Source organism: Agrobacterium sp. rho-8.1 (genome assembly GCF_033957725.1).
Lineage (GTDB): Bacteria > Pseudomonadota > Alphaproteobacteria > Rhizobiales > Rhizobiaceae > Agrobacterium.
In genome coordinates this window covers 853,439-878,768 of sequence record NZ_CP192788.1, presented here as the reverse complement: position 1 = coordinate 878,768, position 25,330 = coordinate 853,439, and the positions used below count along the sequence as shown (strand labels likewise).

General features: G+C 55.8%; 29 protein-coding genes. 8 read left to right on the top strand and 21 right to left on the bottom strand.

The window, feature by feature from the left end; genetic code table 11:
• Positions 1-52 precede the first annotated feature (52 nt).
• The 14 genes from RMR21_RS04395 to RMR21_RS04330 form a co-directional block, all read right to left on the bottom strand.
• On the bottom strand, positions 53-562 hold the full coding sequence (locus tag RMR21_RS04395) for a thermonuclease family protein (RefSeq protein ID WP_498669500.1): 510 nt from the start codon (positions 560-562) through the stop codon (positions 53-55).
• Positions 549-1,199, bottom strand: coding sequence for a hypothetical protein (locus RMR21_RS04390; RefSeq protein ID WP_498669499.1), 651 nt, complete (start codon positions 1,197-1,199; stop codon positions 549-551). Before RMR21_RS04390 ends, RMR21_RS04395 begins: the two co-directional genes overlap by 14 nt.
• Positions 1,192-3,315, bottom strand: a complete 2,124-nt coding sequence (locus RMR21_RS04385; protein ID WP_498669498.1) for a phage tail tape measure protein — start codon at positions 3,313-3,315, stop codon at positions 1,192-1,194. The genes RMR21_RS04390 and RMR21_RS04385 overlap by 8 nt, the downstream gene beginning before the upstream one ends.
• Entirely contained in the window at positions 3,316-3,498 is a 183-nt protein-coding gene (locus RMR21_RS04380) for a helix-turn-helix transcriptional regulator (RefSeq protein ID WP_498669497.1), read from the bottom strand.
• 73 nt (positions 3,499-3,571) lie between these two features.
• Positions 3,572-3,826: a helix-turn-helix domain-containing protein gene (locus tag RMR21_RS04375; RefSeq protein ID WP_498669496.1), complete on the bottom strand. Its 255-nt coding sequence runs from the start codon at positions 3,824-3,826 to the stop codon at positions 3,572-3,574.
• Complete coding sequence (locus RMR21_RS04370) at positions 3,823-4,347, bottom strand: hypothetical protein (RefSeq protein WP_498669495.1); 525 nt, start codon at positions 4,345-4,347, stop codon at positions 3,823-3,825. Before RMR21_RS04370 ends, RMR21_RS04375 begins: the two co-directional genes overlap by 4 nt.
• A 215-nt stretch (positions 4,348-4,562) precedes the next feature.
• Positions 4,563-4,736, bottom strand: coding sequence for a hypothetical protein (locus tag RMR21_RS04365; protein WP_498669494.1), 174 nt, complete (start codon positions 4,734-4,736; stop codon positions 4,563-4,565).
• A gap of 200 nt (positions 4,737-4,936) precedes the next feature.
• Complete coding sequence (locus RMR21_RS04360; protein ID WP_498669493.1) at positions 4,937-5,134, bottom strand: hypothetical protein; 198 nt, start codon at positions 5,132-5,134, stop codon at positions 4,937-4,939.
• Between the two features lies 1 nt (position 5,135).
• The gene (locus RMR21_RS04355) at positions 5,136-5,702 is read right to left on the bottom strand and encodes a hypothetical protein (protein ID WP_498669492.1); all 567 of its coding nucleotides are present in this window, start codon (positions 5,700-5,702) and stop codon (positions 5,136-5,138) included.
• Positions 5,703-5,704: 2 nt separating this feature from the next.
• Positions 5,705-6,082 carry a hypothetical protein gene (locus RMR21_RS04350; RefSeq protein WP_498669491.1) on the bottom strand — a complete coding sequence of 126 codons (378 nt, stop codon included), beginning with the start codon at positions 6,080-6,082 and terminating at the stop codon, positions 5,705-5,707.
• Positions 6,083-6,145: 63 nt separating this feature from the next.
• Positions 6,146-6,604: a hypothetical protein gene (locus RMR21_RS04345; RefSeq protein ID WP_498669490.1), complete on the bottom strand. Its 459-nt coding sequence runs from the start codon at positions 6,602-6,604 to the stop codon at positions 6,146-6,148.
• Between the two features lie 319 nt (positions 6,605-6,923).
• Complete coding sequence (locus RMR21_RS04340) at positions 6,924-9,695, bottom strand: toprim domain-containing protein (RefSeq protein WP_498669489.1); 2,772 nt, start codon at positions 9,693-9,695, stop codon at positions 6,924-6,926.
• 165 nt (positions 9,696-9,860) lie between these two features.
• Positions 9,861-10,058 (bottom strand): helix-turn-helix transcriptional regulator, encoded by a 198-nt coding sequence (locus RMR21_RS04335; protein ID WP_498669488.1) that lies wholly within the window; start codon positions 10,056-10,058, stop codon positions 9,861-9,863.
• Between the two features lie 241 nt (positions 10,059-10,299).
• On the bottom strand, positions 10,300-11,598 hold the full coding sequence (locus RMR21_RS04330) for a tyrosine-type recombinase/integrase (protein WP_498669487.1): 1,299 nt from the start codon (positions 11,596-11,598) through the stop codon (positions 10,300-10,302).
• Positions 11,599-11,894: 296 nt separating this feature from the next.
• Here RMR21_RS04330 and RMR21_RS04325 point away from each other — a divergent pair, with 296 nt between their 5' ends.
• Together RMR21_RS04325 and RMR21_RS04320 are read left to right on the top strand one after the other, a co-directional pair.
• A complete protein-coding gene (locus RMR21_RS04325; protein WP_498669486.1) occupies positions 11,895-12,245 on the top strand; it encodes a hypothetical protein in 351 nt (116 codons plus the stop codon).
• A 70-nt stretch (positions 12,246-12,315) separates the two neighbouring features.
• Positions 12,316-12,492, top strand: a complete 177-nt coding sequence (locus RMR21_RS04320) for a hypothetical protein (protein WP_498669485.1) — start codon at positions 12,316-12,318, stop codon at positions 12,490-12,492.
• An 8-nt stretch (positions 12,493-12,500) separates the two neighbouring features.
• Here RMR21_RS04320 and RMR21_RS04315 read toward each other — a convergent pair whose 3' ends face one another.
• Positions 12,501-13,295 carry an aldolase/citrate lyase family protein gene (locus RMR21_RS04315; RefSeq protein ID WP_498669484.1) on the bottom strand — a complete coding sequence of 265 codons (795 nt, stop codon included), beginning with the start codon at positions 13,293-13,295 and terminating at the stop codon, positions 12,501-12,503.
• A 10-nt stretch (positions 13,296-13,305) separates the two neighbouring features.
• Positions 13,306-14,523, bottom strand: a complete 1,218-nt coding sequence (locus tag RMR21_RS04310; protein ID WP_498669483.1) for an NAD(P)/FAD-dependent oxidoreductase — start codon at positions 14,521-14,523, stop codon at positions 13,306-13,308.
• 281 nt (positions 14,524-14,804) lie between these two features.
• On the opposite strand from RMR21_RS04310, the gene RMR21_RS04305 reads away from it, so the two are divergent.
• Both RMR21_RS04305 and RMR21_RS04300 read left to right on the top strand, forming a co-directional pair.
• Positions 14,805-15,158 (top strand): hypothetical protein, encoded by a 354-nt coding sequence (locus RMR21_RS04305; RefSeq protein ID WP_498669482.1) that lies wholly within the window; start codon positions 14,805-14,807, stop codon positions 15,156-15,158.
• Positions 15,159-15,282: 124 nt separating this feature from the next.
• The gene (locus RMR21_RS04300; protein ID WP_498669481.1) at positions 15,283-16,395 is read left to right on the top strand and encodes a pyridoxal phosphate-dependent aminotransferase; all 1,113 of its coding nucleotides are present in this window, start codon (positions 15,283-15,285) and stop codon (positions 16,393-16,395) included.
• A 292-nt stretch (positions 16,396-16,687) separates the two neighbouring features.
• Here RMR21_RS04300 and RMR21_RS04295 read toward each other — a convergent pair whose 3' ends face one another.
• Positions 16,688-16,954: an SEL1-like repeat protein gene (locus tag RMR21_RS04295; RefSeq protein WP_174152515.1), complete on the bottom strand. Its 267-nt coding sequence runs from the start codon at positions 16,952-16,954 to the stop codon at positions 16,688-16,690.
• 506 nt (positions 16,955-17,460) lie between these two features.
• Here RMR21_RS04295 and RMR21_RS04290 point away from each other — a divergent pair.
• A complete protein-coding gene (locus tag RMR21_RS04290) occupies positions 17,461-17,799 on the top strand; it encodes a DUF2147 domain-containing protein (RefSeq protein ID WP_174152514.1) in 339 nt (112 codons plus the stop codon).
• Between the two features lie 183 nt (positions 17,800-17,982).
• Here RMR21_RS04290 and RMR21_RS04285 read toward each other — a convergent pair whose 3' ends face one another.
• Positions 17,983-18,372, bottom strand: a complete 390-nt coding sequence (locus tag RMR21_RS04285) for an ACT domain-containing protein (protein ID WP_498669480.1) — start codon at positions 18,370-18,372, stop codon at positions 17,983-17,985.
• Positions 18,373-18,605: 233 nt separating this feature from the next.
• Here RMR21_RS04285 and RMR21_RS04280 point away from each other — a divergent pair, with 233 nt between their 5' ends.
• Positions 18,606-20,516 carry a PhoX family protein gene (locus RMR21_RS04280; protein ID WP_498669479.1) on the top strand — a complete coding sequence of 637 codons (1,911 nt, stop codon included), beginning with the start codon at positions 18,606-18,608 and terminating at the stop codon, positions 20,514-20,516.
• Positions 20,517-20,582: 66 nt separating this feature from the next.
• Here the strand turns inward: RMR21_RS04280 and RMR21_RS04275 are convergent, their stop codons facing one another.
• Positions 20,583-20,795, bottom strand: a complete 213-nt coding sequence (locus RMR21_RS04275; RefSeq protein WP_498670070.1) for a hypothetical protein — start codon at positions 20,793-20,795, stop codon at positions 20,583-20,585.
• A gap of 292 nt (positions 20,796-21,087) precedes the next feature.
• Between RMR21_RS04275 and RMR21_RS04270 the strand changes: the two genes are divergently transcribed.
• Positions 21,088-22,203 (top strand): esterase, encoded by a 1,116-nt coding sequence (locus tag RMR21_RS04270; RefSeq protein ID WP_498669478.1) that lies wholly within the window; start codon positions 21,088-21,090, stop codon positions 22,201-22,203.
• Between the two features lie 118 nt (positions 22,204-22,321).
• On the opposite strand, the gene RMR21_RS04265 is transcribed toward RMR21_RS04270, so the two are convergent.
• On the bottom strand, positions 22,322-22,555 hold the full coding sequence (locus RMR21_RS04265) for a hypothetical protein (RefSeq protein ID WP_498669477.1): 234 nt from the start codon (positions 22,553-22,555) through the stop codon (positions 22,322-22,324).
• Positions 22,556-22,803: 248 nt separating this feature from the next.
• Between RMR21_RS04265 and RMR21_RS04260 the strand changes: the two genes are divergently transcribed.
• Positions 22,804-23,289, top strand: coding sequence for an NUDIX domain-containing protein (locus RMR21_RS04260; RefSeq protein WP_498669476.1), 486 nt, complete (start codon positions 22,804-22,806; stop codon positions 23,287-23,289).
• A gap of 90 nt (positions 23,290-23,379) precedes the next feature.
• Here the strand turns inward: RMR21_RS04260 and RMR21_RS04255 are convergent, their stop codons facing one another.
• On the bottom strand, positions 23,380-24,819 hold the full coding sequence (locus RMR21_RS04255; RefSeq protein WP_498669475.1) for a DKNYY domain-containing protein: 1,440 nt from the start codon (positions 24,817-24,819) through the stop codon (positions 23,380-23,382).
• Between the last annotated feature and the right edge of the window lie 511 nt (positions 24,820-25,330).

The window sequence follows — 25,330 nt, the reverse complement described above, 5'->3', positions numbered from 1 at the left end:
GCCACAACCCCTGACTTTTTTAGGTTATTCACAGTCAATCTGTGTTTGTGTTTCAACAGTTCGGTTGCCTGCCAGCTTTAAGAGCGCGATATACACATGGCGTCTCAAACTGACCGGACCATATACCGAGCCGCCCTTTTTGGGCGGCTTGTTGGTCTACGCGATATTTTCCTTTTGAGTACCGCTCCCAATCAACCGCCCATCCTTGGCGAACCAGCCACGAATTTACATCGGTCCCGTCTGCTCGATGACACACGGCAACAACACGCTTGTAACGATCCCGGTCCATTTCAACACACCGCGTGGGACGTGAAGCCGCAAGGAAGTCGTCCAGTGCAAAAGCTGCCTTCTTTCCGCATCGGTACGTTGCGCCATCGCTATCCTGGCAAGTCTGCGCACTTTCCGGCGCATCGATTCCATTGAGACGGATGCGTTGACCTCCGATATCAAGTGTATCGCCATCGACAACGCTTGCGCGGCCTGTGATTTCTGCGGCCTCAACCGAAATGCCTGATGCAATAGCGGTCAGAATTGCGACAAATAAAGCTCTACGAATTTGCAAAGTGGTTTCCCCTGAGTGGCTGCAGCGTTCCGGTGTAAAGCGGCACGCCGGTTTTTCGATGTTGGCAACCTATACGACGCTGTAACCAGACGACGAGCGGACGATGCGCGACTTTTGCTGCATCAATCTCGCCCTGCACCTGAAACGGTTGCCCCGGTACAACAACGCAACGGACATCGTCCGGACCGTGGCCTATTCTAGCCGTGACACACGTCCAATCTTTTCCTTCCATGAAAGCCATGGCTTCGCGGGCATGCTCGATGCGCATAACGCTCCACACAAATGCAACGGATTCGTGCCCCGGAATTATCTCCGGATCAAGATCATCCAGCAATGGTGGATTCCATTTCAAGTTGATAGCCGCGATTTCTTTGGGAGTGCCGATGAAACCAGAACGTACGGGACCGCCAGTGTGAGGGCACACGCCAAAGCAGGGTGCAGTGATAATGGCTAGCGGCCCACTCTGGTGTATCGTCTCAATTTTCTCCATTGCGTTTTGATACAGCATGCCGATGACGACAGTGGCGACCTCATCAACAGAGCGGAATTGAATAGCCGTGGCCTCACCATTGCCGGAAGCAACGTCGTCAATCCGTAAGATAGATGGTGCGATGTAGATGCGTTTTTGATCAGTCATTGAGGTGGCTTCCTCTGGAAGACGCGGCGCGCTTAGCCACACCATCAAGCTCGCGGCGGACGGCGGCTGCGATGTCGCCAGGGGCCGCGTCGGTTTTCACGGTGATCGAGATGGGAGCCGTGATGCTAGTTGTCACGTTGGTATCCCCAGCAACAATTTCGGCACCATTGTTGTCGCCCCAAGAGCCATTCGGGACGCCATTGTCCTTTGGTGGGGCCGGGGTGAACATTGACCCCATTTTAGAACCGGCCTCTGTAGCTGTTTTCGCGGCTGAAGCGGCGGCATCCGTGGCTTTTGCCGCAGCGGCAACGGCATCCTTGATAGGCGACCCAGAAGACGAGTACGAGCTTGCGCCTGGCGGGGCCGGTTTGTTGTCATTGCCAGGCGGCGGGAGACCGTCACCAGGCCTAGGCGCGTTGTCGCCCCAAGAGCCATTCGGGACGCCGTTGTCGTTTTGCGGCTCCGGTGGCTTCGGGGCGCTGATATCAAAGCCCATCTTCGAACGCACGGATTCAGGGAGGAATGACAAAAGATCATTGATAGATGTCCGGAACCAAGACACCACGTCCGCCCACTTTTCTTTCAGGCCGTCCCACAATGAATTCACAATCGCCGAACCGGCTTGATAAGCGATGGTCGAAAAACCGGAAATCGATTCCGTTATCGACTTCATCTTTTCAGATATCCATTCACTTACCGCAGCCCAACCGGCCTCCAACCCGCGAGCCAAGCTCTCAATCATCACTTTTGCATAAACGGATAGGTCAATACTGGTGAAGTATTTGATGACCTCATTGATGCCACGCGCGATGTGGGTGACCGGGTTGAATTCCGTCAAAGCCGTGATGATGCCTTGGATGAATCCCTTATCAAACGCAGCTTTTACGCGCGTCCAAATATCCCCCCAATAGGCAACGAATTCATCCCAACGCTGATACAGCACATAGGCGGCGGCACCCAATGCTGCTACGGCGGCCAGTATCCAGCCAAACGGAGTGGACAGGATGGCGAAGCCAAGCTTCACAAAGGCAACGCCAAGCACGGCAAGGGCAGCGAGAAGCGGCCCCGTGATCCACAAGGCAATGGTTGCCAGAGCCGTATTCATCGCGCCGAAGCGGTCAATAAGCGGTTTGATGTAACCAGCCACATTTGAGAGCGTTTTAGAAAGATCGGCGAAAGCTACCCGGACATCAGAAGTAGGATCAATGAGGTCGCGGACGAGGCGACTTAGTTTTCCAACCCATTCGGTAATGGTGGAGCGGATCAACCCAATATTGGCTTTTGCCCACTCGTTGATTCCGACGATGGCTTCGTTGAAGACCGGAATAAGGTTGTTTCCGATCAAGTATCGGAGACCCTCGAACCGGATTTTGAGACGGTCGATGTTGTCGCCGAATTCTCCACCGGCTTTAGTGGCGGCGTCTGAAAACACAAAGCCGAGTTCGCGGGCTTCTTCCCGCAATTCCCTGACGCCAGTCGCGCCGTCTGCAAGGATTTTAGTGAGCTCGACGCCAGATTTGCCGAAAAGCTTGAAGGCCAAAGCGTTGCGCTTCAACGGGTCTTTGATCTTGGTCAGGGCCAACATGGTGTCATCGAGGATGTCTTCGGTAGACCGCATCTCTCCTTTGGCACCCTTGACTTCAACGCCGAGGTCTTTGAAGGCCGCCGCCATTTGCTTGTTGCCCTTCGCAGCTTCCACCGCGTTGATGCCAAGCTTCTCGACGCCTTTATCAAAGGCCGCCGTTTCCACGCCACTCATTTTGGCGGCGTACCGATATTCCTGCAGCGCTTCGACACCGATGCCAAGCTTTCCAGCGGTCTCGCCGATTTCAGCGCCGATGTCTGCCGTGCTCTTCGCCAACCCGTATGCCGACGCAATCGCCCCAGCACCACCAGCACCGAGAAGACCAAGGAAGGCGGCCAGCCGTCCGGAGGTCCGGGCGAGACCATCCCCCAAACCAACAATGGACTTCCCGAAGCTGGAAGCCGCTTTGCTGATACGTTGAAATCCAAGCTTGTTTGTGAGGGCGGAGAGACGAGCACCAAGCCGCTTTATTGGACCGGTGACCTTGTCTATAAGGCTAAGTGTAACTGTGGCTTCGGCGTTCGCTGCCATTTATTTCCCGCCTCTTTGACGCAGGCGACGCTCGACATAGGCGGTCAACTCGTCAGCATCGAAGCGCTTTGCGCGTCCAACTTTTATGGGACTGGGAAACCCCTGCCCCTCACGCACCCATCTCCTGAGAGTCCGGTTTGAAACCGAAAAGACCTCCGCGACTTCCTCATATTTCAAGAGCATTTTTTGCATCCGGCTCGACCCCATTTCCGTGAAGTCTAGCTGGTCAAAACCGGCCAGTCATTCACGGATCCCGCTAAAGTGGGGTCTTCCGACGCATCACAACTTCGAACCCGAAGGTTTCGGCGATGGCGACGATATTACAGAGGTGGGGCGAACGTTGGCAGTTCCGCCAAGCATAAACGGAGTTGACGGACACCCCCGATTTTTCCTCCATATCTCCCAAGCTCATTCCGTGCGTTACCCGCTCCCGGTCCAGCGCGGCCATTGCTGTCCGCTGGTCGCTCAAATTATATTCATTTTTGGCGGGCTCCGATGGCGGCTTCGTCATTTCCTGTCCTCAAAAACGCCTGGCTTATCGGCGGCTTCATTCAACGCGGTTCGTATGTGGGTTTCTAAGATGCCGATGAAGGTGCCGGGGTCCACTCCGATTTCCCCGGCGATTTCGGCACCGTGGCGCGAAGAAAAATTGATAAACATGTCGCGAGTCGTCCGGGATGCCGCGCGCATGGCCTTCTTTACTTCCTCGACCGGCACCAACTCTCCACGAAGCTTGGCGTTATCGAGCCGCGCTCTTTCGCTCTGGAGTTGGACGAGCTCGACGCGGGCCGTTTCAAGATCGATGCCGGTACCGTTTGATCCTTTAGGTCGGCCTGGCGCGGCAGCGGTATTTTCCCGCATCCATTTCTGGGCGGATTCGATTGGGACTTTCCCGTCAACAATCGGCAAGCCTCGTCCAACCAATTTGGAGACATAAGCCGGGGTGACATTTAACCTTCTAGCGAAATCGCTTTTCGATTCCGTAAGACTGATTTTCTTTTTTGAATCAGTGGCTTGCATTGCAGTGCTCATTCCAGTTTCGCTCAGCGAATTAACCATTAAGTCTCAGGGCGCTACCGCTAACGAAAGCTTGCGCGGCCACGTCCCCCGCATAGGTTGGTACGTCAGGAAGGACCCATGACTTTTTATGTAAGTAAATCAATCGATTGAGAAAGAAGACGCCGCCAGGGGCAAGGGCATACACCTGGCGGCGCGTGGGGTGCCAAGGAACGACACCCCGAACTTTGTCAGTCGCCCTCGACTCTCACACGTGGGCCTGAGGCGGCTACTTTCATCGCCTTCGTCCATAGGGCAGAACGGCTGATCTTGGCTTCCGTCTTGATTGCAACGGGAGACGTTTTCCCATGCGCGCGAACGCTTTTCATGAACTCTCGGCGCTGCGTTTCGGTGGTTTCAGTCATGTGCAGATGCCTTTTTGGTAACATTGGTGAAGCCTGGCATCTCCCACAACGAAGACGGGAGTGCCGGTGACCTTACAATTGGATGGCGCTTTCGCTTATTGCTGACGCGGAGCCGCGACCGAGGCTCGACTTGGGCAGGGCTGCGGTGCATCGCCACAGCGTTGGCGAGCATCACACCCGCCAAAAGGATCAGAATAACCTCAGCCATTTGAGGCCTCCGCTATTTCTTTGAAGGCCAGGTTTTGCGCGGCAAAAGCTTTAGCGATCAAATTGCGGGTGATGTTGATGTCCAACGGATGGCTAATGCCGTGCTGCAAGCGCTTGATTTCACGATGGGCGGTGCGAACTGCCCATCGTACCCGTGGCTTAGCCGCCATGAGGTAATTCACGTCCTCCATGTCAAACCTCCCCATCCGGAGCCAGCAGGGCGGCGGGGTCAGCGAATTCGCTGCGGTGAACCGTTAGCCCGTGTTTTTCTGCTTCACGTGAGATGGATTCCCGAATGCGCTCCAACTTAGAAAGTTCAACCTTCAGGCGTTCGGTCTGGTCCTCACGCTCCGCGAACGATATCGGCTTGCCGGGGGCGGCTTCGATGGCTTCGGCGATGATGCGCTCGCGGATTTGCTCCCGAAAACCGAGCACGATGAGACCGCCGAAAGCTATGTCCGTTCGGCTGGAAGATACCACGGCTGCAATCCCAGATGCCGCCACCGAGCCTGAAGCCAGAGAGATGGAACCGAATGAAACGTTGAGGCGCGCATTGGTTTCCGCTTCGAGAAGAAATGCGTCAACGCGCTGCTCGATTTCGGCGCGGTCGACAGGCGCGTCTCGAAGAGAGGCCAATTGGTTTGATGTCGCGATGATTTCCGCGTCCAACTGGTCGAGATCAGACCGAAGGGCTGCAGATGCTTTGGCCTGCGCGGAGAATGCAGCTGAAACGCGGTCCAAGATAGTAGATTTCGCCATTTTCAAATCTCCAAGAGGTCAGCGGGGAGCGCGTCATGAGCGCGGGCATAATTGGCCACGCTTGTTTTCAAACGCGACGCGTGGTGCCAGCGGTCTTCGAGACTTTCACGTGCAGCCTCGGCACGGGCAACGCGGTCCAGCGCAATTTTCAGGGCTTTTTTCGCCGCTTGAACAGTGTCAGGTCGCGGGTCTGCCGATTCGGCGCGTTTTTCGGGCTCGATGTGCCGGGCACCATCGACAGTACGCTGCAACGCGAGTTCCGCATCCTGTGCCTCGCGGCGGAGAGTTCTGACGTTTTCCCATGCGCGCATGAGTGAAGCGTGGGCGGATTCTGCGTCGGCGAAGTATTTCCGCAATCGGTCTTGATCAATTTTTGGCATTTTTATCTCGCTTTCAATAAAAACAAGATAGCGGTTCGAATGCGACTAAGTCCCTTTCAAATTTTAGTCATCGGAAAGATCAATATTCTCCAAATCCTTTTTGATCGTTCCTTCCGAGGGCGCTTTACCGTTCAACTGTACGATACGTGAAATTGATCTTTTTGGTTCCGCCCGGTATTCTGCCCCGGCTTTCATGCCTGCCAAATTTTCTAAGATGTCCCTCGCGGCGGCCCTGACGCCATACCCTCGCGGTCGATAGAAGTTGGCATAGAGGAAGCGAACCGCTTCGGCTCGGCCAGCAGCGCGGGCCTGGCTTTGTTTTTTGAGTTCGGTAGAGAGCAAAGCCCGGAGACGGACCAGAACAAAAACCGCCTCCGGGTTAGCGTGCTGAGCCAACATGTCCAAACCACGCGTCGCCTCTTCCACGCCCGCCAAGGTCATGGGCGCTGGCCTGCTGGGCCTCCGTTTCCGCGCCGTCTTCGCGGCTGCTCTCGCCAATTCGGTGGCTTCGTCTTCCGTCATCGCTGCATTCCTCTCATATGACACCGGACTGTTGAGGGTGGGTCAGCCAAATTTGTTGACCCACCCCTTGACCCACCCGTTTGACCCACCTTTTGACCCACCCCTAAGTTATTGTTATTTATATATAATATAAGAATAATAATAAGGGTGGGTCAAAAAAAAGGAGAAGATAAGCTTATAAGAAAACTGAACTCTAATTTTTGTGGTCACTACCAACAAAATTCGAAATGCTCTATGTATAAGCCTTTATACGCCCGAAAATCTGACCCACCTGACCCACCCTCGATATTACCTTTTTGAATCAGTGGCTTAGGGTGGGTCAAAGGCTATTGAAGAATTGACCCATCTCGTCGGTTTTGACCCGCTTTTCTGACCCACCCCGTGCCGAAATGTCGATTTCGAGCGCCCAGAGCTTCGCGCCGCCTAAAAAGCGGATGGGATTTTTTGACCGTTTCGCCCCTGGAATTTGGCCCAACGTCTTCAACGTAAACGGCTGACCACGAAAAAATTCGTCAAGAGTTGGATGGCGGCTAGCTACGATCAGAAGCGTGCGGTCGTCCGCACCGTCTGGTTTGTGAAGGCGGATCCCGTTGCGGTTCAGCGCTTCTTCCCATCGACCATCGAGGGCGGTTTGACTGCTTTCCAGTACGCCGAAAAGCAGTTCGTCAATGGTGCGCATGACACCACCGTCGAGGCGCAAGCTGCACTGAAAGAGATGGGAGAGGGCTGCCTCGTGGTCGGCCTCTGTGGCTCCACGCTCCAAAGCTCCGCCAAGCCACGTCCATGATTTTAGCTTTTCGGCGGCCAATTCCGGGGTTATCACGCGGCTCGTTTGCAGTGACATCCATCCCGCCAATGGCTGTGCAAGCGTGTCACCGAGGCGACGTGAACCGGTCAATTTGGCAATCGCGGAAGCAAATGTTTCTGCATTGGCGTTGATCGTTTTCGTGAGCGCGAGCGACCGGAGAAACAACCTGGAACCGAAGTTTTCAGCCAAGAGATTTGCGGTGTCATCGCGGAGGCGCTCAAACGCGTGGGTGCGCGCGAATTTCCCCTCCGGCGTCTCGAACGGTCCAGGATGTGTTAGGTTTAGTGTAACGATGCGGCTTTCGTCGGCGGCGTGTGTGCCTGATTTTTCAATCGACGCGAAAATAAAAGACGAACGGACCCGGAAGGACCTAGCGTTACCGCCAACGGTGCCCTTTACAATTGCGGCTCCGTTCGCAGATGACGCCTGACGTGCGAGCGCTAAAACCTTCGATACCCTACGACGATCATCCTCGGTCCCCTTGCCTTCAATTTCATCAAACACGACCGGAAGGATATCCGTGTGCAACGCCTGCCGCACACCGGCCTCGGTTGTCTCGCCCTGCACCACCACAGACAAACCATCTAGGATCCGACCCACGACGCTTTCCATAACCCACGACTTTCCGGAGCCGCGCTCGCCATTAATCCAGACGTGGGACCGCCACTTCAATGCCCCGCAAATCGGCGCAACAGCTATCGCCCCGGCGAGAAGCTTTCCCATATCAGGGGCCGCCCAAGGCAGCCGGGTCAAGAGGTCACAAAGTGCTCTTCCCTCGTCGTCTGACAAGGCGGACGCTTTTCCCAAGTCAATTTGCGAGCGGCGTGTGTAGAGCCAGCTACTTTTGGGCAGCGCGAGATCATTTTCGATGCCGTCTACAAGCAGCCTGTCCCCAAGGTGGGCGACTACGCGGTTTTTATCGATAAGCACTCCCCGTCCAACCTGCCTAGACGGATCAAAAACCCCACGCCGTTCGCATTCACGCATCAATGAACTCGCAGCCGCTGCCCAATCCACGCCACCCTTGTTTCGGCCCGGAAATTCGAATTCCCAGTAATGGAGGGGGGCCAATCCGACCAGCGCTGTGGTCGTGTGACCGGAGGCGCTCAAGGTGGCAATTTGCCCCCGTGCTGGCACCCAATAGAAAAATGTGCCGTCGTCGTGGCCGAGCGCAACGGGCGCTCCCCCGTTTAAAGACTGGTCGGGCGATGCATCAACCTCGACTTTAGGCTGTTTCTCCGCGTTGTCTGGCTTCGGGTTTATCGTCTCTTCAATCGTATCCATGACGGCATCCAAGCCAAATTGCTGGCCTAAGTCATCGAAATCAGTCCGAGTGATGTCCCCATCTTCAAACTGTGGAATGGACACCCGACCGGACACCGCATCGGCGGCTTCACGGGCTTTGGTGACCCCCGGATTTTCGATGGGGGTCATCGTCATTCTGTCGTTATCAGCGGCAAAGACGATACGCGCCTTCGGATACTTTTTCCGGATCGCTTTGCCGACCGGCATCAGGTTGCCAGCATCAAACGCAGATATAACGAGGTAGCCGGTTGCCTCATGGATTCGCGCGGCGGTGGCGTAACCTTCGGCAATGATGATGACCCCGTTGGGGTCGTCTGAAGGCTTGCCGATGCTGTGATAATTGCCTTCTTTGCGCATCCCTTTTAAGAAGAGTTTCCGCCCATCCGGGCCAATGAACTGAACACCGGCGATGTCCCCCGTGGGGGAGAAGATGGGGACCGCCAGGTTACCGGCCCTTGCCTGCTTCGCCTCTTCCTCATCAAACACGGTGTATTTTGTATTCTGTTTGACGATCCGCAAGCCGGGAAACACCGGCAAACCCTTCTTCGCCAGATATGGATGGTCCGCCGGAGCTTTGCCGGTGGCCTTAAGCACCGCCGTTGCCTGGTCAGCGGCGTGGGCGTGCATCTTGGCTGTGGCCTCGGCCTTGGCTGCAGCCGCCTTCTTCATCTTGTCTTTGAGGTCGCGCTTTTCTTCCGCCGTCATCGTGGTCGGCTTCTTCGCGCACCACGTATCTTCGATACCGGCTTGAAGGTCACCAAAGGCACCCGCCGGGATGTTGTCCATATGGAGGATGTAGAAGACATGGGAATTGCGCTTCTGCTTCTTCCCCAACGCATCGGCGCGGTGCATCCGTCCGTCTGCTATGGGGTGCGGCCCACCCTTTGACGTGGTGTCGATATCAACACCCGCGCTCCGCATCGCCGCCAAGAAATCTTGCTTGACGGATTGCTCGCTCGCTGAAAACGTGTTATGCATCTTGCATACTTTCTTGGAAAACCTCGCTTGTGACTTGCCGGTCGGGCGGGGTTTTTCTTTGCCTGTCAGGCAGCGCGTAAGCCGCGTCACCCGTTGGGAGTTGTGTTTATTAGGCGGCGTTGAGCCCGGCGAATTCGCGCAGGTCGCAACCCGGCGGCTTCGCCTTTAGGCCGCATGGCTGGGCTCGACTTTTTCGAATGTCTGAACCCAAGCGTCGAGGTCTTCGCTCAACACAACGGTACGCCCTCCCGCCTTTCGAAGCGTGAGTTTCCCTCGCGCACTTTCATTGTAGAAATGCTGGCGCGTGAAACCGGTAATTTTTGTCAATTGTTGCAATGTGTAGAAACGTTGATTTTCCAGCATGGCCAACTCCTATGGGTTGGCAGTAATTTACGCCCTCCGACATCAGTAGGCATTATCGGAAACCGTTATTCCCTCAAATAAGATAATCATTTCAATTGTATGGATGTAACGCCGTTAAGAGGAGTCCGTATGATAGCTAGTGATAAAGCATGATAAGATGACTGAAATAAAATTCCATCTCTTACATGGAAAACCCAAAAAGCCTACGTAGATGACAGGTAGGCTTCCTAAGGCTAGTGACTCATGCAGTTGCCCGCTCTGCAATCGGTACGACATTACATGCGGGCGCTGCCACCACGAAGTTTGCCCAATCTCGCATCAGCGCCCTGCGTTTTTCTAGTGCGGTTCCACGACGGTAAGCACCTTCGACACCTCCAACTATGTGAGCCAAGGCCTGTTCAACGAGCTCGCGCGCATATGGGGTGGCATCCCCAGCCCAATCCCGGAAAGTCGAACGAAAGCCGTGGACCGTCACGCCATCTTGAATGCCACGCAAGCACATGGACAGCGCCATGTCAGAAAGGGCAGTCCGGTTTCTGACCGATGGAAACACAAATTCGTCAGACATATCGGTTACGCGCTCTTTGAGCATCCTGTCGAGAATAGCCAGCGCTGGGTCAGACAGTGGCACCACGTGTTCTTTTCCCGCCTTCATTCGGACCGCTGGAACAGTCCATGTGCGTGCGACACGGTCTATCTCTGACCATTTCGCATTGCGGCTTTCGCCCGAGCGAGCAGCTGTCAAGATTGTAAAAGCTAGAGCGGATGCGGAGACACTGTCCAGTGCTTCGAGTTTCTTCCAAAACAGCGAAATGTCAGCCCACGGCAACGCCGGATGATGTCCACGTTGCAGCTTGGTTCGTCTTGGTAAAAGCTCTTTTAGATTGCCCTGCCACGTCGCTGGATTGGGACCGCGTCGCATCTTGCGCACTGTTGCTGCGGCTAAAACTTTCTCGATGCGGCCTCTCAAACGAGATGCAGTTTCGTTCTTTGTTAGCCAAATCGGCTGAAGACACCCCAAAACGTCCTCAACTTCGATTTCGTCAAGTTTCAGTTTCCAGATCGGTACACAATAATCAGTGAGCGTCGTTTCCCATTGCGCGATATGTTTTTCGTTCCGGAAACCGTCAGCCCAACCTGGCATCCGCACGGATTTACCCTTGGCGTCGGTATCAACAAAACCGTGCAAAAGTTTAAGAGCGAACACGCCGAATGTGTCTTTCTCAGATTCAGCTTTCGCCTCTGCTTTCTCGGCCTCTACAGCCGCCGCCGCCGACCGCCGTTGTTCGATAGGATCCAAGCCTCTACCAAGAAGCTCACGAGCATCTGACGCCAGTTGCCTCGCAGATTTGAGAGAAACCTGTGCTGCACTGCCCAACCCCATCTCTGTGCGTTTTCCGTCTTTCTTGTAGAAGAACTGCCAGCTTTTCGCGCCGGTTTTGGAGACGATCAAATATAGATTGCTTCCATCCGCATAGCGTCCTGGCAATAAATTTCCGGCAACTGTTCTTGCCGTGAGTACTTCGGTTTGTTTTGCCATTTCCGCTGCTGATGCCTCCGCCAAAGTGAACGACCCCACCGCTGACCCCACCCAAAGGCGTTGTTTCGCGATTACGATTGATTACTCTCATTTACAGAAAATGACAATAAGGCGTTATATTTCAGATAGTTATTTCTGTGTACATTGACAGTTGTTGACGGTATTGGACACATAAATGGCGGACATCCTCTCCGCCATTTCAGCCCAATTTCAAAAATCATCGATATTGCATCAGCGCGGAACATTCGTGCGGATACTGCGTTACCACCTCGACCAACAGCAAGAGGTGATCTCAAATGGCTCAGACAAAATTGAACGTTGTGGAAGACACAGTCGAGAATCAGATTGCAGAACTGCGTTCGCAGATTTCTTCGCTCTCCAAATCCGTATCGGCCCGCGCAGGCGTGCTTTCCGAAGATGCTTCGGAATTCGTCGATGAAGCACGCGGTCGCGTACAGCGCGTTGCACAGTCAGCTGCACAGACCGTCAAGGCACAGGGCCAGAACGTGGTTGAAGCCGTGAAGGAAAATCCAGGCACAGCTACATCGCTGCTGACAGTAGTCGGCGCGCTTGGCTTTGCAGTCGGCTATTTCGTTGCAACAGCGGCGCAGGAACAGAAGAGTAGCAGCATCTATCGCTGGCGCTAAGCTTTCAGCCCATCAGATTTGAGGCAAGGAGTGTCCCGCTCCTTGCCTTTTTTGTTATATGGAGGACGGAATGAACTTTAACGAAGACCTGGAATCAGCCCTTGCACTATTTGCGCGCGACAATGGTTTGCAGCGCGATGCGGCCATCGAACGGATTCTGAAAGACCGACTGCTACGCGACGGGCTCACCACATCCAGGCAGAAGGGCATTCCGCCGGAAAAGCTGAACGCCAGCAATGATGATTGACCAGCGGTTTAGTAGCTGGAGGGCTTGTGGGATGCACCGCCCTTGTAACGGTTCGCCAGCGATTTCAACGCGCTCGAAAACTCCGTCACATCAGCGCCCACTGCCACGAAGGACGCGCCGAGTTCGATATAGCGCTTATTGAATGCTTCATTGAACGTCAGAATGCCGGCCGCCTTGCCTGCACCGACGATCTTCCTGATCGCCGATTCGATGGTGTCCTGCACCTCAGGCTCGTCTATTCGGCCCAGAAAGCCCATGTCGGCGGCGAGATCGGCAGGACCGATGAAGATTCCGTCGATGCCGTCCACCTTCAAAATGTTGTCGAGATCGGCAATGGCGGCGCGGGTCTCGACCTGCACCAGAAGGCACAATCCCTCCGCAGCGGTTTCAGCGTAATTCTCAATCGTATTGAAGGCCGATGCCCGTGCAACCGCGGCACCCATGCCACGGATGCCGCGTGGCGGATAATGCATGGCTGACACCAGTGCTTCCGCTTGACGTGCCGAATCGACCATCGGCACAAGCAGCGTCCGTGCACCGGCATCCAGAAACTGCTTGATGATCCAGCTTTCACCGGTGGGCACGCGCACCACAGGCTCCGCTGGAGATGTAGAAAGAGCGCGCAACTGGTCGATAATGCTGCGCAAATCGTTGGGGCCGTGCTCGCCGTCGATCACCAGCCAGTCGAAACCGGCCGTTCCGGCGATTTCGGCCGTGATCGCCTCCCCCATATCCAGCCACAGACCGATCTGCTGTCGTCCCTGGTGGATAGCTGTCTTGAAACGATTTTCCGGCACGGGCATGGAGCAGTCCTTAAGCGAGCAGCAGTTTTAGGTCGGCGGTGTGGTCGGTCAGAACAGCGCGGCTGGGCTCTTTGCCGATATCGAGCAATTTCTTGCCGCTGACATAGGCCTTAGCGTCGTTGATCGCATCGACGGCAACGAATCGGCCCTGCTTGAAATACCAGACCGAATGGCTGCCCTCACGCTGGCTAGGCCGCACCAGTGTCTCGTCATAACCCTGGTTGAAACCGGCGATTTGCAGCTTCACGTCATACTGATCCGACCAGAACCACGGCTTTGGCTGATAAGGCTTCTCCTCACCCGCCAGAATAATGGCTGCGGCCTCGGCCTGATCGACGGCATTCTGGACCGATTCGAGCCGCACATCAGCACCATTCAAAGGCAGCAACGCGCAGTCTCCCATGGCGTGAATATCAGGGTCGGAGGTGCGGGTGAATTGGTCGACCAGAACGCCGTTACCGACATCGAGGCCGGATTCGCGTGCCAGCCGATCGTTGGGCGTGACGCCGATGCCCGCAATCACGAAATCCACATCCAGCACCGAGCCATCCGAGAGCTCGGCAGCGCTGACATGCCCGTCGGTGCCGATCAACCTGGTCAGGCCGGTTTTTTCGCGGATAGAGACGCCGTGGGACACGTGAATATCGCGGATGATATCAGCTGTTTCCGGAGCGGCCACGCGCTGGAGAATACGGTCAGCCATTTCGATCAGCGTGACCTCAAGGCCGAGTTTTCGGGCAACGGCCGCAGCCTCCAGCCCGATATATCCGCCGCCGATGACCAGCAACCGGCGACCGGGCTGCATGTCATCCATCAGCCTGTCGGCGTCACGCTTGTCGCGCACCGTCAACACGCCGTCCAGATCTCCGCCAACACCGGCGGGCAAGAGCCGCGGGGCAGCGCCTGTCGCCAGCGCCAGCTTGTCGTACACGAGCGTGCTGCCATCCTGCATGCGCACGGTTTTGGCTTGACGGTCTATCTCTTCCACCCAGGTGGACAGGCGCAGCTCGACATTGTTTTCGGCAAACCATTCGACCGGGCGGAATTGCAAACGGTCGAAACTCATCTCGCCCATCAGGTATTTCTTCGAAAGCGGCGGTCTCTGGTACGGCGGAACATCTTCGGAACCGATGATGACGATCGGCCGCTCGTCCTTCAGCGCCCGCAATTTGGCGGCAAGGGCAAAGCCGGCCTGCCCCGCACCGACGATGACGAGTGTGCCTGCCATATGCTGCTCCATCAGTCCCAAGAATAGGCTTCAAGGCCTAAAGCGTGGAGCGCAGCACGTCAACCGGATTGGCAGATGGACGCCGGCCCTTCCCCGCCAGCCCAGCCCGGCGCAACCTTCTGCCGCTAAACACGTTTCTGGATCGGAGTTTGTCGTCGCAACCCGGAATGCTGTGGCAAAACAGGCCAGGAACGAGAAAAATCGATGGGTTCTGTTCAGTGTTTGGCAAGGAAGCAGGCGTAGGATTGTGTTCAACCCAAAAGACAATCGGGGAGGTTGTCATGGCGCTTAACGTGAATATCAATGTTAACGATGCTGTCCCTCAGGACGAAATGTATGAGAAATTCGCCGTCGATCGTCCCGGCAAGATCACGTTCATCGGTCACCATCTCAGCAGCGGAAACACCATGCGCTGCCTTATCCGCAAGATTTCGCTCTATGGCGCAGATATCGAGGTGAACCCGCATCTGGAGCTGCCGACAAATTTCTATCTCGAAGTTCTCGGTATCAGGGACGAGATCGGCTGCACGCTCATCCGGCGCGAAGGCGAGCAGGTCACGGTTGGCTTCAACATGCTGATTGATGCCGAATTCCTCCACCATGTCCGCAGGTTGAGTTTCGAGACGGCGCTCTGAGCGCCGATCAGGCTTGAGAAAAACCTTTTCACAACCAAAGCATTTCCGATGGCCCGCCTTGCGCGGGCCAATTTTGATTCTATGGTGAAGCCGTTTCTTGCAACGGATAACGGAACTTCCTGAAATGTCCGCATTTTCACGCTTCACCTCGCTCGCCGCGTCGCTGCCCTCCTCCGTCCCCTTCGTCGGCCCGGAGGCGATAGAGCGCAACCGCAAGCTTGCCGTCACAGCGCGCATCGGGGCCAATGAAAGCGGCTTCGGCCCGGCACCATCGGTCGTCGACGCCATGCGCAAGGCGGCAACCGAAACATGGATGTATTCAGACCCCGAAAATTTCGAGCTGCGGGAAGCGCTTGCCATTTATCACGGCATTTCCCGCGGAAATATCGCCATCGGCAATGGCGTGGACGGCCTTTTGGGCGAAATCGTCCGGCTGGTGGTCGAACCGGGAACGCCGGTCGTCACATCCTTTGGCGGTTATCCGACCTTCAATTATCATGTGAACGGTTACGGCGGACGTCTGGTGACGACGCCCTATCTGGACGATCACGAAAACCTGGACGGCTTGCTCGATCTCGTCAAAAAGGAAAACGCGCCGCTGGTTTATTTCGCCAACCCCGATAACCCGATGGGAAGCTGGTGGGATGCGAGTGAAGTGCTGACATTCGCCAAGGCGCTGCCGGAAACCTGCCTGCTGGTGCTGGACGAAGCCTATTGCGAGACAGCCCCGGAAAGTGCCGTTCCCAGCGTTCGCGCCATGATCGGCATGCCCAATGTGCTGCGCATGCGCACCTTCTCCAAGGCCTACGGCCTGGCCGGCGCACGTGTCGGCTATGCCATCGGTACGCTAGGCAATGCCCAGGCCTTCGATAAGATCCGCAACCACTTCGGCATGCCCCGCATATCGGTCGCGGCAGCATTGGCGGCGCTGAAAGATCAGGCTTACCTGCGCGATGTCGTCAAGCGCATCGCCAACGCCCGCGAACGCATCTCGACCATCGCCCGCCAGAACGGCCTGTCGCCGCTTCCTTCCGCCACAAACTTCGTCGCCATCGATTGCCACAAGGATGCAGCTTACGCCAAATCCGTCGTCGATGGCCTGATGGAACACGGCGTTTTCGTCCGCATGCCCGGCGTCGAACCCCTCAACCGCTGCATCCGTGTGAGCGCTGCGCCGAATGAAACGCTGGATCTGTTTGCGCAGGCGTTGCCGAAGGTGCTGGAAAGGCTGGGTTGATCCCTCCGTGCTCGAACAGCAATGCCTTCGGATAGGGAAGCACCAGATCCAAAATATCTGAGCCCTATATCTCGCCCCAAGCTTTGAGATCACATCACCCAAATAAAAAACCGTGCCGGCCTTGTTTCTGCCGGTCACGGTTTGATGTTTCAGCGTGGATCAAGCTGAGGCCCTTGCGGGTTATGTCGTCTTTTTCTGGCCGGCCAGGACTGGAGGAAACAAGCCGGGGGAAATGGCGGTCTTTTGACCGCTCTGTCTTTTTGTTGGCGCCGGTTGGTCCGGTGCTCGATTGTTAGTGCGTGGTCATCCAGTCGCGGGCGGCGCGGAGCGCCGTTGCGAGGTCTGCCTTGTTCATGTTGCGGGCCAGATCGGCGCGCAGCGAGGCTGCCCGTTCCGACCCCTTGATGGCGGCGATGTTGAGCCACTTGTGGGCAGCGATGAGGTCCGGTGCGCAGCCACGGCCTGTCGCGTAGATCAGCCCGAGGTTGCAGAAGACGTCCGCGCGGCTTTGGCCACCGGCAACTGCCATTTCAATATCGCGAACTTCAAAGCGTGCCATTTTTTCTATCCTGTTTGCCCGTTTGTTCTCTCTGTCGTCGCCCCTCTGTGGGAGCTCTGGGGAATGAGGCCTTACCGTCTTCTGCGGCTTGTTCTGGCTCTTTCCCTTGGCAGGTTTGCCCTGCTCTTTCGATGTCCCCACTATGCCAAACGGGCTTCAACAGGCGCTTAAAATCCATGATTAACGGGGGACAAACAAAGTCCAAACGATTGGTAAAGTTGGGTTTTTGTTAAATATCACGAGGCCCGGAAATTAAGGACTTTGCAGACAATTTTACGAAAAATTTACAGATGAAATTCAACCCTTTCGTAACCACGTCGAAACTTGCGATTTTTCGACACGTTTTTTTCGAGCCGCAAGCGGGCGAAAAGCGGCGAATTTCACAAGCGCCCATATTTCCTTTTACGTTCACGTCAACTATAAATCCCGTTATCGCATCAGGAGTTGCGAGTACCGGACCTTGGATCGTTTTCGAGGTCCAGTCGAAGCTGGATTGGGAGGTCCCTATGAAGAGAATGACGATACTTGCCGCCGCCGCCTTTTTGATGGGTAGCAGCGCCTTTGCCGCAGAGGCCATCGAGGGCAACTGGAAAACGGCCAGTGGCGAGACAGCGGCGATTACCCAGTGCGGCTCAGCTTATTGCGTGACTTTGAAGACCGGCAAACACGCCGGAAAGCAGATCGGCAAGATGAGTGGAAAAGGCAACAGCTATTCCGGCGAGATCACCGACCCCGAAAATGACAAGACCTATGCGGGCACCGGCACCGTTTCCGGCAGTTCGCTTGCCATGAAAGGCTGCGTGCTGAAAGTGCTGTGCAAGTCGCAGACCTGGACGCGGCTGTAATCAAGCCGATTGCAGTCTGACGGTTACGCTTCATGTGGTGAGCTGCGCCACATGAAGCACCATCCTCGGCAGATCACCCTCTTCATTACCACTGCATGACGTCATCAATGTCACGCCTGCTATAGGCGTCAATCCGGCGCTGAACGATGCTACCAGGTGTCAGGATCAACCATCGGTCCATATTCACGATCCAATGACGACGTGTCCCGCCCCCGCCAGCAGCAGGCATGCTTTCTCCAAATCCGTCGCCTTGACGAGAAGATGATCGCCGTCGAAGGTCGAAACCAAGAAAATGCCGATGCCGTTTTCCGAAAGAGGCCGGATGACGGAGAGCACGATGCCCGTTTCTCCGAATTCGAAGGGACCGAGCAGCTTGAAGCATGACCATCCGCCATCCTTGCGGAGACCATCCGGTATCCTTGCCTCCTTACAGACGATCGACAATTCGTCATCCGTGCGGCTGATGCTGACGAAGCCCGGCCCGTCTGCCCAATCAGGCAGCGCTGCATTCGGCTCCAATCGCGCTATGGCATAGATATCGGGAAGAATTTTCAGCTTGATGGACGTCGTCACGATTGCGCATGCCTTGAACAGAATCGGTATCGTCACTGCCTAACAAAAACAGCGGCATAACGAAATGACGCGTCTCCCTGATCTTGAAATGAATGTCCAAGAGGAAACCGACGCAACATCGAAATACAATTCATGATTGTTTTTACGAAATCTATCCGTCATATCGCTGTAATAAACCCTCTTTAGTTGCCCTCTCTGGAAGTGTTCCAAACTGCGAGCCGATGGAGAGCGCCATGACAAAGATCGACACGAGCAAACTGAGCTGGGATGAGTGGGACGAGCTTCAGAACCCGCCCCCAGCCGTGACCGATTTCGACCGCGTGGTCGAATCGGCGATTTCGCGTCGCGGTTTTCTCGGCAGCGTTCTGGCGTTTGGCTCTGCTGCGGCCGCTCTGGGCACGTTCGGCAATCTGGCCTCCTCCACATCCGCGCAGGCACAGGAAGCGGCATCGCGTTTTCCGTTCAAGCCCGTGGCTGCCACGACCGATAACACCATTCATGTGCCGGAAGGTTATAGCTGGAAGCCGGTTGCCAAATGGGGCCAGCCGCTGTTTCCCAATGTGCCGGATATCGATCCGGTCAAGGGTGTCAACCTTGAAAACTCGGACAAGGTTTTCGGTGAAAACACCGATGGCATGGAGCTCTTCGTGGTCGGCAGCCATCAGCTGATTGCCGTCAACCATGAATATGTGAACAACGAGACCAACCTGCCGCATCGCGAAAAGGGCATGCCCGCCAATCTGGACGAAGTGAAAATCCTCCAGCACATGCAGGGCGTGACCGTCATGGAAGTGGCGGAAGGTGATGATGGCTGGCAGATCGTCGTCGGCAGCCCGTTTAATCGCCGCATCCATCACAACACAGCGATGAAGCTGTCCGGTCCCGCTGCGGGTTCCGAACTGGTCAAGACCAAAGCCGATCCAAACGGTATCGACTGTCTCGGCACCTTCAACAATTGCGGCGCGGGCCGCACGCCGTGGGGCACTTATCTAACCTGCGAGGAAAACTTCAACGGCTATTTCGGCTCCACGGATGCCGCCTTCAAGATGCCGGACGATTACAAGCGCTACGGAATCGCTGCCGAAACCCGTTACGGTTATGAGCTGTTCGACGAGCGTTTCGATGTGTCCAAGCACCCCAGCGAGCCGCGCCGTGCCGGTTACGTCGTGGAAATCGATCCGTCCAATGCCTCCTCGACACCCATCAAGCGTACAGCCCTTGGCCGCATCAAGCATGAAAATGCCGCCGTCGTCATCGCGCGCGACGGCCGTGTCGTCGTTTATATGGGCGATGATGAACGTGGAGAGTTTCTCTACAAGTATATCTCCAACGGCATCTATGTGCCGGGCGGCGATACATCCAAGCTTTTGGACGAAGGCACGCTTCACGTTGCCAGGTTCAATGATGACGGCAATGGCGAGTGGGTGGCGCTGACACCTGAATCCACCGGCATGAAAATGGACGAGATCTGCGTCTTCACGCGTCAGGCCGCGTCCAAGATGGGTGCCACCACCATGGACCGCCCGGAATGGGTGGCCATCAACCCCGTTGCCATCGAAGCCTATTGCGCGCTGACCAACAACACCAATCGCGGTGTCACGAAAGACGGCAAGCTGCGCGCCAATGGTGGCGGCGATGCCATGGTTCTCAACGCCGCAAACCCGCGCGAAAAGAACGAGTACGGCCAGATCGTGCGCTGGTATCCTGACAATGACGACCATGCGGATGGCAAGTTCAAATGGGACCTGTTCTGCATGGCTGGCAACCCCGATGTTCACAAGGACGCTTATGCGGGCTCCTCCAACATCAACGCTGGCAACATGTTCAACTCGCCCGATGGCATGATGTTCGACTCGACCGGTCTGCTCTGGATCCAGACCGATGGCGAAGACAGCAATGACGGCCAATATGCCGGACAGGGCAACAACCAGATGCTGGCAGGCGACCCCGTCACCGGTCGCATCGAGCGGTTCCTGACGGCGCCGAAGGGTTCCGAAGTCACAGGCCAAACATGGTCTGCGGACAAGCGCACCCACTTTGTCGGCATCCAGCATCCCGACGCGCCCTTCCCGGATGGCGAAGGCAAGCTGCCGCGCTCTGCCCTCATCGCCGTCAAGCGTGATGACAACGCCATGATCGGCTGATCACTCCGCCGCCACTAAAAAAGGCGCCGTTCAACCGGCGCCTTTTTTTGATTCGGGTTGAAAGCCTCAGAGCCACTGTGTTCCATCAGCCGACTGGCAGCCGTAAGGTGGCAGAACATTGCCGAATGTCTGATGCAGCTTGTCGCAACCCCATTTGTTGATCGGGCCCGGCATGCGGCTGTTCAGCTCGATACCGACTTCGTTGTATGGGCTCTCGGTGTTGGTCACGTAGCTGTACCAACGGTAACCGAAGATCACGACAGCGAAGATGATAACCATCGTCAGCACTTTTATAATTTTCACAGTATGTCCTTACACGTCACATGAATGTCGACCCGCGTTGCTGCTCCCGCGCAATATGTGCGTATCCGAGCCACCCTCACGCGGGCCAACAGGGGTCCTAACCGGGAAAGCTGGTTTCAGCAAGAAGCGTCATCTTTAGAGGTGCTTGGCCAGTGCGCGGTTGAAAAGGTGGAGGCCATCTGTCAGTTTCGCGCCGGGAGTAACGTCATTTGGAGGAAATATTGATATGCGTCTGCTTTTGCCTTGTGTCCTTTTGGCCAGCTGCATCATGACAGCACCCGCACTCGCGGCAGAACCGCCCGCTTCGCCACCGGCTGACCGACCGCTGAACGAGTTCGTCACCGGCGTGGAGAAGGACGGCTCGATCACATTCCGGCTGTTTGCGCCATCGGCCAAAGCCGTTTCCGTCACTGTCGGCAGCAATGCGCCGCTGGAAATGAAGCGCGCTGAAAACGGCGTCTGGAGCGTCAAGAGCGATGTGATGAAGCCGAACCTCTATGAGTATTATTTCAACATAGACGGTTTCCGCAGCATCGACACCGGCACGAACTACCCCAAGCCACAGCGGCAGGTGAACACCAGCCTCATTCTGGTACCCGGCAGCATTCTCGACACGCGCGATGTGCCGCACGGCGAGCTTCGCCTCGTCACCATATCGTCGAAAGCGTTGAAATCGCAGCGCCCGACCTATGTCTACACGCCGCCGGGCTATAGCGATTCGTCCAAGCCGCTGCCGGTCATGTATCTCTACCATGGCTTTGGCGATACCGTCGCCTCATGGGTGACGCAGGGCCGCGCACCTGAAATCCTCGACAACCTTCTGGCTGAAAAGAAAATCGAGCCGATGATCGTGGTCATTCCCGATACGGAAGCCGATATTCCCGAAGCGATTGCTGAAAACTTCCCCGGCGCCGATCGCCGCAAGAATTTCTACCCGATCAACGCCGATGCCATCGACCGCGAACTGGTGGAAGACCTCATCCCCTATATGAAAAAGCACTACAAGGTGCGTGACGACGCCAACAGCCGCGCCATCGTCGGCCTGTCGCAGGGCGGCTATCAGGCTCTCGTCTCCGGCTTCACCCATCTGGGCACCTTCGGCTGGATCGCCAATTTCAGCGGCGTCTCCACCACGACCGTGCCGAACAAGGCAGTCGAGGCTGCGCTGAACGAGCCCCAGAAAGTCAACAAGGCACTGCGCAACTTCACCGTCACCGTCGGCACCAAGGATGTCGTGACCGGCAAGGACATCGCCGGTCTCAAAACGATCCTCGATGAAAAGAAGATCAAGTATGACTACGTCGAATACAAAGACCTCGGCCACGAAATGGACGTCTGGCGCCCATCATTCCAGGCATTTTTGCAGAAAGTGTTCAAGAAGTAGAGCCTGAACCGCACTTGCCGCCCTGTCTGGAAACGATGGGGCGGCGCTGTTCACCTCCGAACGATGCCGTCCCTCATTTGCCATCGTTGAGGGTGATCCGCAACCGCTCAGACAGGCATCACGCCTCCTTGTATTTCACCGTCACGCCACGCTGGCGGAAGTAGGCCTGCATGAGTTTTCTGCCTGAGCGGTTGTTCTGCACCAGCTTGGCAGGGTCGAACAGCGCTTCCTTCAAGCCTTCTTTCGCCAAGGCTGCCTTGAGATTGGCGATATGCGCATCGATGTCAGCATTGTCTGCCTGGAGCGATTCATAAATTCGGCTTGTCGCATCTGCTACGGTTAGTTCGCTCACTGGTGCACTCCTGTCATTGTCTGGCTGGCGCTTACCACATTTTTTGCCGTGTCCCAATTTTTATCAGGGTTGCAGCGCCAGAAGGTGATGGTGAATGACGGCAAGGAGTCAGCTTTCGCCCAGGGTATCCGCTATCACGGTTTGCCTGGGTCCATGACGAAACGTTGTTTCCACTCCAAATTCCATTAGGATCGCCGTCCAGCCACCAGTGTCCACAAGACCAGTGACCGGAAAAGGAGCATGCGACATTGAGCTTTTCAGACAGCTATCTTGGGAAACTGCGTCAGAAGATCGGGTCGGGCATCATCCTTGTTCCCGGCGCTCGCGTTATTGTCAAACGCGAAGACGGCTGGCTGCTCATGCAGCACAGAAGCGACTTCGATGTCTGGGGAATCCCCGGTGGAAACGCCGAAGACGGCGAAGATCTTCAATCCGTCGCCATTCGAGAAACACTGGAGGAGACGGGCATACGTATCTGGAACCTCGTGCCTTTCGGGTTTGGTAGCAATCCTGAATTCGAAACCATCACCTTTCCCAACGGCGATATCTGCCAGTTTTTTGCTATGATGTTTTACACGACGCATTATGACGGCACGCCAATGGTTGCGGATGACGAGTCCAAAGCGGTGGATTGGATCAACCCCGACGCTCTGCCCCCTATGCTTCCCAACATGCGTCGTAGCGTCGAGGCGTTTCAACGGTTTGAGAAGACCGGCATTTTTCAGATGATTTAGAGCGCTTGTGGGTCGCAAGGCTTCCGCGTTTGGATGGATCCACGTCAAATCGGCATGATCTGTAGAACGCCTGCGGTTCCCGAAAATCGCTCAGAGTTTGGTTTTTCGGATGCTGCCATTATGGATTCGATAGGTGAATGTAGCGTCTCTTGCACCGCCGTTGTCATCGATCACCATGAAGCTTTGCGCATTGATCGCCTTCTGTATGGTGCCACGCACGAAGCAGAAAACCGCTTTGCCATCGCTTCCCCAAACGTCGTTCAGCTTTACGAAGCTCGCACCATCGATACCTGCAACCACGAGCGTTCCATTGGATCGGTATAGGCCGTTATCGTCCATCGCCCAGCAATTGGTTACGGTTTCGCAGAGAAACCGAAAGCTACCGGCGTCCATCCTTTTCTGATGTTCGCCACGCAGATAGACGCGCGCGGAGTCAGCTGCCCACACACCACGCTCTCCAAAGGTCCGGAAGCTTTTGGCATCGGCGTCATCCAGCGCAACAAGCATATCATCCGGATACCCGAACGGCCAACTCGTCCGAGTGTACGAGGCTAAGTAGACACGCTTATGGTCCTTTGCGATTGGCGTGACCGACTGAAGAACCTCAAAGGTTGCGGGGGCTGCGTGTTCGACACGATACCCGTTGAAATAAACTGCCGCTTTGTCTTTTCCGAAACGCTCTTTGAGAGGCGTGAAGGAATGGCGATCCACATCGGCGATCGATCGCCAGCGACAGAACACGTTTTTCGCGTCCCGACCATGAAAAGCGTCGAGCGGTTCGAACGTCGCGGGGTCCGCACCACGCAGGAGATTGAAGACCGCACGGGATCCTCGCATGCTTGTGATTGTTTCTTTGAAGAAAACTGCGTTTGCACTGCGATACCAATTATCCGCGATCTGCTCGGCGCCATCTTCTTTGAATGAATATGACGGATGCCACCAGCCGATGGTGTCGGGATATTCTCGCGCAAACCAGTCACTCAGCAGCATATGGTGGTCGTCGCAAAGCGCATGATGCACTGTCTCGTGACGCTTTGAACCGTTGCTTAGCGTCAGTGAACTGTCCAGATGATAAAGATCGTGCTTGTCTCCAACGTAAGGACCGTTGGCGACCAGAGTGCCGGCATCAAGGCCATCGAAGTGAAAGAAGTGGGAGCCGGTTTTTGCATAGAGCCGATGCCTGTCTTTTGCGAAATAGGGACTGTTGTCCAGAAGAGTGAAACTTGACGGCTCGGCGCCGGGGATGACCCGATCTTCCAGATAGACATGCGTACGATCCAGCCCGTAATCATCATCCATGACACGAAAGGCGCGGACGTCTCGTGTCACGAACTTGGCCTTTCTGTTGCGCTGATGATACCACCAGACGCCCTTTTCATCGCCAAGATAGCCCGCAGACAGCAGCCCGTCGCGAAACTGGCTGATCACCTCGAACCGCTGCGCCGAAACGCCACCTTTGACCTCCACCGCCTCGCCGCTCTCCTCAAGGAGCACGACTTTCCCTTGGTGAACGGCGAAGGTCGCGGGCATGATACTCTCCGGCTTCGGGGTGGAAGAATAGAAATGGCCTGGGTCCAAACCAGCCATTTGCAACTCTGGATGTATAATAAAAATGCCGCTGGTCGGCAACGCCGTAATGCCCCAAACACGACGTTGCGGCATGCAAGCTTTGACGGGTGGATGTCTGTATTCATGGCGCGGCACGATTTTTCAATCCGTGAGATAGGGTGGAAATCGGGAAGGTTCGCTGTCGTGCTTGGCCGTCATGGCGACGCGCGCACCGAACCATGGCTAAGGATGTTTTGCGGACTTCATCGCTCGGGCATCTAACACGCTTGAGCGAGCCAAACGACTTCACCCTGAACACAGGGTCCAGTCCGGTCGGTCAGGACACAGCGTTGTCGAACCAATGCTGGACGAGAAGAGGATTCCGCAGGATGAATATTGGGTGCTGTTTAGTCCGAGCCGCTTCATCTCATGGCCAAAGACGCAATGGCGTCCAAGCTTGAAACAGCAAATTTGAAGAAGGGATGGGAAGATG